The organism is Bacillus ectoiniformans (assembly GCF_016908875.1).
Lineage (GTDB): Bacteria > Bacillota > Bacilli > Bacillales > Domibacillaceae > Bacillus_BX > Bacillus_BX ectoiniformans.
This window is the reverse complement of sequence record NZ_JAFBES010000004.1, coordinates 315232-324959: the sequence shown is the minus strand read 5'-3', so window position 1 is coordinate 324959 and position 9728 is coordinate 315232. Positions and strand designations below refer to the sequence as shown.

The following is a 9728-nucleotide window of genomic DNA, read 5'->3' as shown; positions in this document are numbered from 1 at the left end:
TATAGAAGAAACCATTTGTTAGAACAAGAAAAAATGAGCATGACTCCAAAAATTCTCGTCATGTTCATTGACAGATTCTTTTTTCAACAGAGTGAGGAGACAAGGAAGCTGTAACAGCTTCCTTGTCTCCTTTTAAATTGGTTCAATATTCTTTCCTTCTTTTAATATATACATTTTATACAACACATTTACATTTTTAAAAGGATCATCTTTCTTTCACATTAATATAGAAGTAAAAATCACTTCAACACTTTAATGCATTATTAGAGCGGGGGACTGACCCCAAAATAACTCTCGTGTACTTCAATAAACTAGCGTATCATATAAATAGATAAAGAATTAAGCTAGGGTTTGTATTGAATGGGATAAGGGGTGTGGCAAATGTTTCGGTCGAAACGAAATGAGTTAGCGGAAGAGCTGCAGCAGGAGTTAAGTGAATTAAAAGCTGCGTATGAAATGAGAGAAACGGATGAGAAGAGACATTTACTGACGGTGCGCGATGAATTAGCGGCTGCGGTGAGTCAGCATGAACTGGTGAACTCTCAGCATCATGTACTTGGTGAAGCGGTGGGCCAGATTGAACAGAAGTTTGAAAATGTGTCATCTTTAAGTGAGCAGTCGTCTCAAAAGTCGATTGATTTATATGAAAAAGGAGATTCCTTAAAGCAGCACTCAGTTGATATGGTGAAGGACTCTAAGCAGGGAGCGGCTGAAGTCAATAAAACGGCCGAAGTGATTAAGCAGCTTGGCGAGCAGATTCAGTCTTCTGAAAGCCATATGGCAAGTTTAAGCGAAAGATCGGTAGAGATTCATTCGATCGTCGGTGTGATCGAAAGCATTGCTGAACAGACGAATTTGCTGGCACTGAATGCTTCTATTGAAGCCGCTCGTGCCGGTGATTACGGCAAAGGCTTTGCGGTCGTGGCTCAGGAAGTCCGAAAGCTTGCGGAGAGTACGTCAAACAGTACATCAAACATTCAAGCGTTAACATCTGCTTTAGGCACGGAAATTGAACAAGCTTTGGGAGCGGCCCGCAAAAGTAAAGAACTGGTAGACAAAGGCATCGAAGTGAGTTTGCATACCGCGGAAAAGATTGATCATATTTTAACATCCATTCAAGAAAGCCAAATGGATATCGGTGCGATTCAGCGTATGATTGAAGAGCAGAAACAGCTGTCGATGGAAACGAAACGAGAACTCGCGGAAGCGAAAAAATTATTTGATCAAGCCCATCACATGATCATTGGACATATAGAAGATGCGAAGGAAGTCGATCAGCGTTTAGAGAAGAGTATTGGTTCGTTGTCCCTTACTTAATTAAGTGTATTTTTGTCTAATCATGAATGTTTCATGCAAGAATTCCTATTAATTATTTCTGAATAGAACGCCCCTCTTAATCAAAAGCTTTAGGCAGAGTTTTATTTGAAAACACTGGCTTTCACTGGTTCTGCATCATTTGGGAGATTATGATCTGAATGTCAAAAATTCGACAAAATATTTTTCAGGATTAAGCAGGAGATAAGAGGGTAAAAGGTGAATTATATAGACATAGCTATAAGTTAAGGAGGAGTTTACATGATGACTTACAACATTCGTGGAGAAAACATTGAGGTAACTCCGGCGATTCGTGAATACGTCGAGAAAAAGATTGGCAAGTTAGATCGTTATTTTAACGAAACTCCGAATGCAACTGTACACGTTAACTTGAAAGTATACTCTGATAGAAACGCGAAAGTCGAAGTAACAATTCCGATGAAAGACCTTGTGCTTCGCGCAGAGGAGCGCAACGAAGATATGTATGCGGGCATTGACTTGATTGTCGATAAATTAGAGCGCCAAATCCGCAAGCATAAAACAAAAGTGAACCGTAAATTCCGTGAAAAAGGCGAGCCTTCTGATTACTTCGCTTCTGTTGCGGCAGATCCGGCAGCGATGCCAACTGTGCAAGATGAAGAAACTGAAGATTTAGAAATCGTTCGTACAAAGCAATTCGATCTTAAACCGATGGATTCCGAAGAAGCCGTTCTGCAAATGAACCTTCTTGGTCACAGCTTCTTCATCTATACAGATGCTGACAGCAATGGCACAAACATTGTGTACAAACGAAGTGACGGAAAATATGGTTTGATTGAAACGAACTGAGTGTGAGACACAGAACCCCCTGCAGAAATATTTTTGCAGGGGGTTTTTAGTGAATAAGTTTTTAAAGGATGTGGCGGCAGTGTGTAAAAAGGAAGAGAGATGTGCACAATCAGCGACCAATTCACGCCCAAGTTTTAAAAAGCCCCGTGAGTCTTAGGTGCTGAAAGAAGTGGAGTTGATACAGCAAGGAAAGCTGTTTAGCAAAACAGCTAGAGATTTCTTAAAAGAATCTCGTCAAAATTAATTTATTTATTCCATAGATAACTCTGCAGAAAAGTCTGTAGGGTTTTCTTTTATATATAATGTGCAAAAAATATTACGCCAAATGACGAAACATTAGGAAAATAGAAGGTTTGTATGACAATTGGATAAATATGTGTAACATTCCAGTTATAAAACATGTTAAACCTTGATGTAATCACATGTACAGTGGTTATTTCTATTATATTACTCAATAGGAATGCGGAATTTTTAACCATTTTAATAAGTGAAATACCAATAAAATTGATAAAAATGGAAACAGGACAGTCGGTTATTCCCTTTTTCTAGAAGGGGTCTTGGGTTTTTCAGTCATCCTCGGTACGATGAAAAGCGTAAAGGGCGTTCAGATAAATTCTGGACGAGGGCTGTATCACGCTGTCCGTCTCTTAATTGCTTATCATGTTAAAGGAGGAGTAAGACGTATGAGTAAAAACAAAAAAGTAACATCCGCACTTGTAGCAACCTTGGCAACGGGAAGCATTTTATCCGCTCCTGTATATGGCCAAACGAATCCAGAACATGGTGATGTTCAGCCGCCTGAGCAGCACGCAGCGGCAGAAAAAGTAAATAAGGGAGTAGAGCAGCAATTTAAATCGATTGATCAGCAGTTAATGAAAATCGAAGACAAAATTGTTCAATATAAAGAAACAGTGAAAGCACCGGCTGAAGAAGCAGCACCAGCCGAAGAAACAGCTGTTCAAGAAGATGTGAAAGAATTAGAATCCTTAACGAATCGCTTAGGCGCAGTTGAAAACCGCTTAGACGCTCTTTCTAAAAAAGGAGCAGACACGGAACAAATTCAAGAGCGAAGTGAAAAAGTTGTCGTATTCAGCTCTGAGATTCAGGAGCTAATTGTTTCTGCTCCTTCAGAAGAAGCCCCAGCTGAAGAAGGCACAGAAGAAGAAGCTCCAGCTGAAGAAGGCGCAGAAGAAGAGGCAACAGCTGAAGAAGGTACAGAGGAAGAAGCCCCAGCTGAAGAAGGCACAGAAGAAGAAGCTCCAGCTGAGGAAGGCACAGAAGAAGAAGCCCCAGCTGAAGAAGGCACAGAAGAAGAAGCTCCAGCTGAAGAAGGCGCAGAAGAAGAGGCAACAGCTGAAGAAGGTACAGAGGAAGAAGCCCCAGAGGAAGAAGCCCCAGCTGAAGAAGGCACAGAAGAAGAAGCTCCAGCTGAAGAGGGTACAGAAGAAGAGCCAGCAGCTGAAGAAGGTACAGAAGAAGAAGCCCCAGCTGAAGAAGGTACAGAAGAAGAGCCTGCAGCTGAAGAAAGCACAGAAGCACCTGCAGAGCCTGTAGCTGATGAAGAGGCAGAAGAAACAGCAAGTGTAGAAGAGCGTTTAAATGACTTAGAAGAGCGCTTGAATGAACTAGAAGAAAAGATTCAGCTTTTGACAGGTGAAACAGAGCCAGCACCGGCACTGTAAAAAGAAAGCATGGAAGATGGGCAGACTCCAAAATGGGGTCTGCTCTTTCTGCATGGACAAATAAGTGAAAATTCAAAAACTTATTCAAGGCGCTTCGTGGTAAAATAAAGAAAATCTCGAGATAGAAAGGTGCAGCAATGATGAAACATTGGAATATTTTTATGGCGTTTTTTCGGGTCGGCATTTTGGGTTATGGAGGCGGCCCCTCGTCGATCCCATTAGTACATAAAGAAGTGGTGCAAACATATAAGTGGATGAATGATGATGAATTTTCTGATGTATTGGCACTCGGCAATGCGCTGCCTGGACCGATAGCCACAAAAATGGCGGGGTATATCGGCTACCGGGTGGGCGGAGTGCTGGGGTTAGTGCTGGCCATATTGGCGACAGCCGGCCCGACGGTGATTGCTATGATTTTGCTGTTAACAGTGTTGCAAGCATACAAGGACAAGCCATGGGTGCAGGGCATGTCGCAAGCGGTCGTGCCGGTCGTGGGTGTTATGCTCGGCGTGCTGACATGGGATTTTATCAAAAAATCTCAGAGCTCGTTCGGCTGGCTGATCACGATTATTTTTCTAGTAGTAATCGCTGTCCTGCTAGAATGGATGAACATTCATCCAGCTATAATAATAGGAACTTTACTAGCGGTGGCCTTGCTTTCTAAAGGTAAAAAGGAGGCGACTTCATGATCTACTGGCAACTGTTTTTAGCATTCTTTTTACCTGGCATACTTGGTTATGGTGGGGGCCCAGCTTCAATTCCGCTAGTGGAAAATGAAGTGGTTGATCGTTACGGCTGGCTTACGACCACTGAATTCAGTGAAGTGCTGGCGCTTGGAAATGCACTGCCAGGTCCCATCGCGACCAAAATGGCGGGATATATTGGCTATATGGAAGGCGGCATACTGGGCGCAGCGGTTGCTTTATTCGCGACAGTCGCCCCTTCGCTTCTATTAATGATCGCCTTCTTAGGACTCTTAATGAAGTATAAAGAATCACCGAAAGTGAAGAGGATGACTCAGCTTGTGCGCCCGGCAATTGCGGTGCTCCTCGGTGTGATGACGCTTGATTTTTTCACTCAATCGTACGAATCAGCAGGGTGGCTACAAACAGTTGTTATTGGGGCAGCAGCCTATTTGCTTCTTGAAAAATGGAAGGTGCATCCGGTCTATGTGATTGGGGGAGCATTGGTGTATGGGGCGCTATTTATGGGGAGAATATAAGCGGAGTAATTTTTTCCATGTTTGCGGCCTTTGGGTTGAAGGGTAAGTGAACACTATTGATCCAAAGAGACGAAAGGAATGAGGAAAGTGAAAAACAAAGGACCGATGACGGCAGCGTTAACTGTTGCGCTGACAGCGGGCACCCTTTTCACCGCTCCCGCTTTTGGAGAAAAAACACCGCTCTCCCTAGAATTTGCTGAAAGCCAAGAAGTATCTTATACACAAATGGACAAGCAATTGAAACGACATGAAACGCAGCTGATGACATATATTGAAGAAATTTCCGTGCTGGATGCTGATCCTAATGTTTCTGCAGAAACGAAGAAAGTCTATGAAGAAAAATTAGCCACACTTCAAAAGCAGCTGAAAGAATTGGAATATGAGCTAAGCCTATTATATAAACAAGGTGCAGATCAAGCGGAGATTCAAAAGCGCCAAGAGCAAGTGAACAATTTAAACGCTTATGCACAGACACTGTCTCAGACCCTCCAAGAAGAAAAAGAGGGACATAATATCGGGCACGAATAGAGAAAAGAAGCTTTTCATGGAATCAAAGCGGGATTCTATGAAAAGCTTCTTTTTGTATAGGACTTTTTGCGAGTGTGAGAGAGTCCTACCGCTCGCCCCGATTCCATGTTAAGATAGAACAAGTGTATTACGATAGAGTCATCTAGAGGAGGAAACAAATTCATGTCAGTTGGACGCAATGAACCATGTCCATGCGGGAGTGGAAAAAAATATAAAAAATGCTGCGGCAAATCAGAAGGCTTAGCTATTCATGGCGTGCTTTTAGAAGAGCTGGAAGGTTTGCAGCGTCAATTAATCGATTATGCGATGGAAAATTATTCGCATCCGATGAAAAATCAATTTCAATCTCTTTTACATAACCATGAGGCGCTTCGTAAAGATCCTCAGGTGTTTTTAGTTGCGTTTGAAATTTGGTTTATTTTAACGCAGAAGGTGAAGAAAGACCGCACGATTCTTGAACAATTCGTTTTAGAGCGTATCCGTTCGATCCACCGCGGGCGTACGCAGAAAATTGTCGCAAACTGGCCGAAAGTGAAATTCGTTGCCGGAGAAGTGGAAGCATCAGAAGGCACGGTGTATCATGTTCGCGATTGCTTATCTGGTGAAAAGGTGGCCGTACGTGCGCGCCAGGAAGTCGCTATGGACAAGTCGTTTATTGTTGGAGGCTTGCTGCCGTTTGAAAACGAGTACACCTTCTTTATGATTGATTTCCATTTTGACAAAGAAATGGCATCGTCTGCAAAAGAATGGATGGTCTCACAATTTAAAGAGGCAGAAACAGACAACCCTCAGCTTTTCTTAGCGGAGAATCTATTAGGCTTGTTAAATGGATTATTTGCTATGTACGATCAAAAACAAGAACAGGCAACTGAACAGCCGCTTGATTTTGAAGAATTGAAGTGGGAAAAGGATTCTCAGAAAAGTACAGCGGAAGTTCTGGAGAGCTTTTTACAGGAAGAGGGAGTGGAAGACCTTCGCACGCAAACGGCGATTCTTCTATGGAATCTGTACTGTCAAAAAGAAAATCCGACGATCCGTAAGCCGGAAATTTACGTTGGTGCATTGTTCTCCTTGCTGCAATCGTATGAGATTGTGGAAGCAAGTTACTCGAATGCCGCTCTTGCTAAGCGCTTAGGGGTTTCTGCGCCAAGCTTATCTAAACGCGCAAAGGAAATGGAAGGCGAGCTTCGCGAGCGTTTAGAACAAGGTGGAAAAGCAGCTCAAACAGTCGAATCATAATTGATGACGATGTTCCTGCCAATAGGAGCATCGTTTTTCTTTTAGGTGCTGTCTAGTAAAAGCAGTTAGGTGCTTGGGTCAAAAGATCTTTTCCCTTAAAGGCAAAGAACGCCTTTCAATAAAAAGCCTATTTGCCTTTCACACCTGAGCGAACGGCTTTTACATTTCATATCAGCTAGGCCCGTTAGTTGTTTCACCTTGTGGATAATGGTAATATTAAATAGGAAAATTGTGAAATAAAGCTCAGTTCACAGACTAACTTGTGAGATAAAAAGGAGCGTTTGTTAATGGGTTTATTAGATAAAGTGTTTGATGCGAATAAACGCGAAGTGAAGCGTTTAGAAAAGATGGCCATAAAAGTAGAAGAACTCTCGGATGCGATGGAGAAGCTGTCGGATGATGAGCTTCGTGCCAAAACCGCTGAATTTCAAGAGCGTTATGCTAATGGGGAAGATCTCGATAAAATGCTGACAGAAGCTTTTGCTGTTGTGCGGGAAGGTGCTCGCCGTGTGCTTGGGCTTTATCCGTACCGCGTGCAGCTAATGGGGGGGATTGCCCTTCATGAAGGCAACATTTCCGAGATGAAAACAGGGGAAGGTAAAACGTTAACCGCGACGATGCCAGTGTATTTAAATGCGATTACACGCAGAGGCGTTCACGTCATTACGGTCAATGAATACCTGGCTTCCCGTGACGCGATGGAAATGGGCCAGCTTTATGAATTTCTTGGTTTGACAGTGGGCTTGAATTTGAACAGCCTATCGAAAGAAGAGAAAAAAGCAGCTTACGAGGCAGATATTACGTACGGAACGAATAATGAATTAGGCTTTGATTACTTGCGGGACAACATGGTTCTATATAAAGAGCATAAAGTGCAGCGTCCGCTTCATTATGCCGTGATCGATGAAGTCGATTCCATTTTAGTCGATGAAGCACGTACGCCATTGATTATTTCTGGACAGGCACAAAAGTCGACTCAATTATATATCCATGCCAACAGTTTTGTCCGCACGCTGAAAAAAGAAGATGATTTTACCTTTGATGAGAAAACAAAAGGTGTACTCTTAACGGAAGACGGGATTAACAAAGCGGAGAAAGCATTCAGCATTGAAAACTTGTTTGATTTAAAGCATGTCACGTTAAATCATCATATTAATCAAGCGTTAAAAGCGCATGTCACGATGCACAAAGACGTAGATTATGTGGTGCAGGACGGTGAAGTGGTGATCGTTGACCAATTCACTGGCCGTTTAATGAAAGGGCGCCGCTACAGTGACGGATTGCATCAGGCGATTGAAGCGAAGGAAGGCGTCGACATTCAAAATGAAAGCATGACGATGGCGACGATCACGTTCCAGAACTTCTTCCGGATGTATGAAAAGCTTTCCGGTATGACGGGTACGGCGAAAACCGAGGAAGAAGAGTTCCGAAATATTTATAATATGCGAGTTATTGCGATTCCGACGAACCGTCCGATTGCCCGTGATGATAGAGCGGATTTGATCTATGCTTCCATGGAAGGCAAGTTCCGTGCGGTCGTAGAAGATATTTATCAGCGTTATCAATTAAAACAGCCGGTATTGGTTGGTACGGTAGCGATAGAAACGTCTGAGCTGATTTCCAGCATGCTGCAAAAGCGCGGCGTGCCTCATAATATTTTAAATGCCAAAAACCATGAACGCGAAGCCGATATTATTATGGAAGCGGGTCAGCCAGGGTCTGTCACAATCGCGACGAACATGGCAGGACGCGGTACCGATATTAAACTTGGCGAAGGGGTTATTGACCTTGGCGGTTTAGCGGTAATTGGCACCGAGCGCCATGAATCACGCCGAATTGATAATCAGCTGCGCGGACGTTCCGGACGTCAAGGCGACCCGGGTATTACGCAATTCTACTTATCCATGGAAGATGAATTAATGCGCCGTTTCGGCTCTGATAATATGAAAGCGATGATGCAAAAACTTGGGATGGATGATAACGAGCCGATCCAAAGTAAAATGGTCAGCCGCGCGGTGGAATCCGCTCAAAAACGCGTTGAGGGCAATAACTTCGATGCGCGTAAACGTTTGTTAGAATATGACGATGTACTTCGCCAGCAGCGTGAAATTATCTACAAACAACGTGATGACGTGTTAGAAAGTGAAAACCTTCGCGAGATCATGGAAGAAATGATTAAGCAGTCTATTGTTCAAGTAGTGAATGCGCATGTGAATGAAGCGGAAGCCGAGGAAGAATGGAACCTGCAAGGGATTGCGGATTATGCCAATGCCACGCTTTTAAGTGACGGAGAATTAAGTGAAACGGATTTAAAAGGCAAAGATGCGGATGACATCGTCGAGCTGATTTTTGCTAAAGTGAAAGAACGCTATGATGAAAGAGAAGAACAAATGGGCGAAGAGCAAACCCGTGAGTTTGAAAAGGTGGTCTTGCTGCGTGCTGTGGATTCAAAATGGATCAACCATATCGACGCGATGGACCAGCTGCGTCAAGGCATTCACTTGCGGGCATACGGTCAAATTGATCCGCTCCGCGAGTATCAAAACGAAGGCTTTGCGATGTTTGAAAACATGGTCGCTTCCATTAATGAAGAGGCTGCCAAGTACGTCATGAAAGCGGAAATCCGCAACAACCTTGAGCGACAGGAAGTGGCTAAAGGCCAAGCGGTAAACCCGAAAGAAGACGAAGGCACGAAAGCGAAAAAGAAACCAGTGCGTAAAGCCCCAGCCGTCGGACGAAACGAGGATTGTCCATGCGGTAGCGGGAAGAAATACAAGAACTGCTGTGGGTGAAATGAATAGCCGATAGCGACTGGTCTCGATCAAGTGATTCAGTCGCTTATCAGCAACTTTGATCAGGATATCAGCAACTTTCATGGTTTTATCAGCGACTTTCTGATGGATATCGGCAACTTT

8 protein-coding genes are annotated in these 9728 nt (G+C 43.5%); all 8 read left to right on the top strand.

Annotation, left to right across the window (positions count from 1 at the left end):
* Positions 1–381: 381 nt before the first annotated feature.
* Complete coding sequence (locus tag JOC78_RS08545; protein WP_204554152.1) at positions 382–1317, top strand: methyl-accepting chemotaxis protein; 936 nt, start codon at positions 382–384, stop codon at positions 1315–1317.
* 258 nt (positions 1318–1575) lie between these two features.
* Positions 1576–2142: a ribosome hibernation-promoting factor, HPF/YfiA family gene (gene hpf / locus JOC78_RS08540; protein WP_204554150.1), complete on the top strand. Its 567-nt coding sequence runs from the start codon at positions 1576–1578 to the stop codon at positions 2140–2142.
* A gap of 683 nt (positions 2143–2825) precedes the next feature.
* Positions 2826–3824, top strand: coding sequence for a hypothetical protein (locus JOC78_RS08535; RefSeq protein ID WP_204554148.1), 999 nt, complete (start codon positions 2826–2828; stop codon positions 3822–3824).
* Between the two features lie 140 nt (positions 3825–3964).
* Positions 3965–4513 (top strand): chromate transporter, encoded by a 549-nt coding sequence (locus JOC78_RS08530; RefSeq protein ID WP_204554146.1) that lies wholly within the window; start codon positions 3965–3967, stop codon positions 4511–4513.
* Entirely contained in the window at positions 4510–5046 is a 537-nt protein-coding gene (locus JOC78_RS08525; protein ID WP_204554144.1) for a chromate transporter, read from the top strand. The genes JOC78_RS08530 and JOC78_RS08525 overlap by 4 nt, the downstream gene beginning before the upstream one ends.
* Positions 5047–5124: 78 nt before the next feature.
* Positions 5125–5574: a hypothetical protein gene (locus JOC78_RS08520; protein ID WP_204554142.1), complete on the top strand. Its 450-nt coding sequence runs from the start codon at positions 5125–5127 to the stop codon at positions 5572–5574.
* Between the two features lie 162 nt (positions 5575–5736).
* Positions 5737–6813 carry an SEC-C metal-binding domain-containing protein gene (locus JOC78_RS08515; protein WP_204554140.1) on the top strand — a complete coding sequence of 359 codons (1077 nt, stop codon included), beginning with the start codon at positions 5737–5739 and terminating at the stop codon, positions 6811–6813.
* Positions 6814–7100: 287 nt separating this feature from the next.
* Entirely contained in the window at positions 7101–9605 is a 2505-nt protein-coding gene (gene secA, locus JOC78_RS08510) for a preprotein translocase subunit SecA (protein WP_204554138.1), read from the top strand.
* Positions 9606–9728 lie beyond the last annotated feature (123 nt).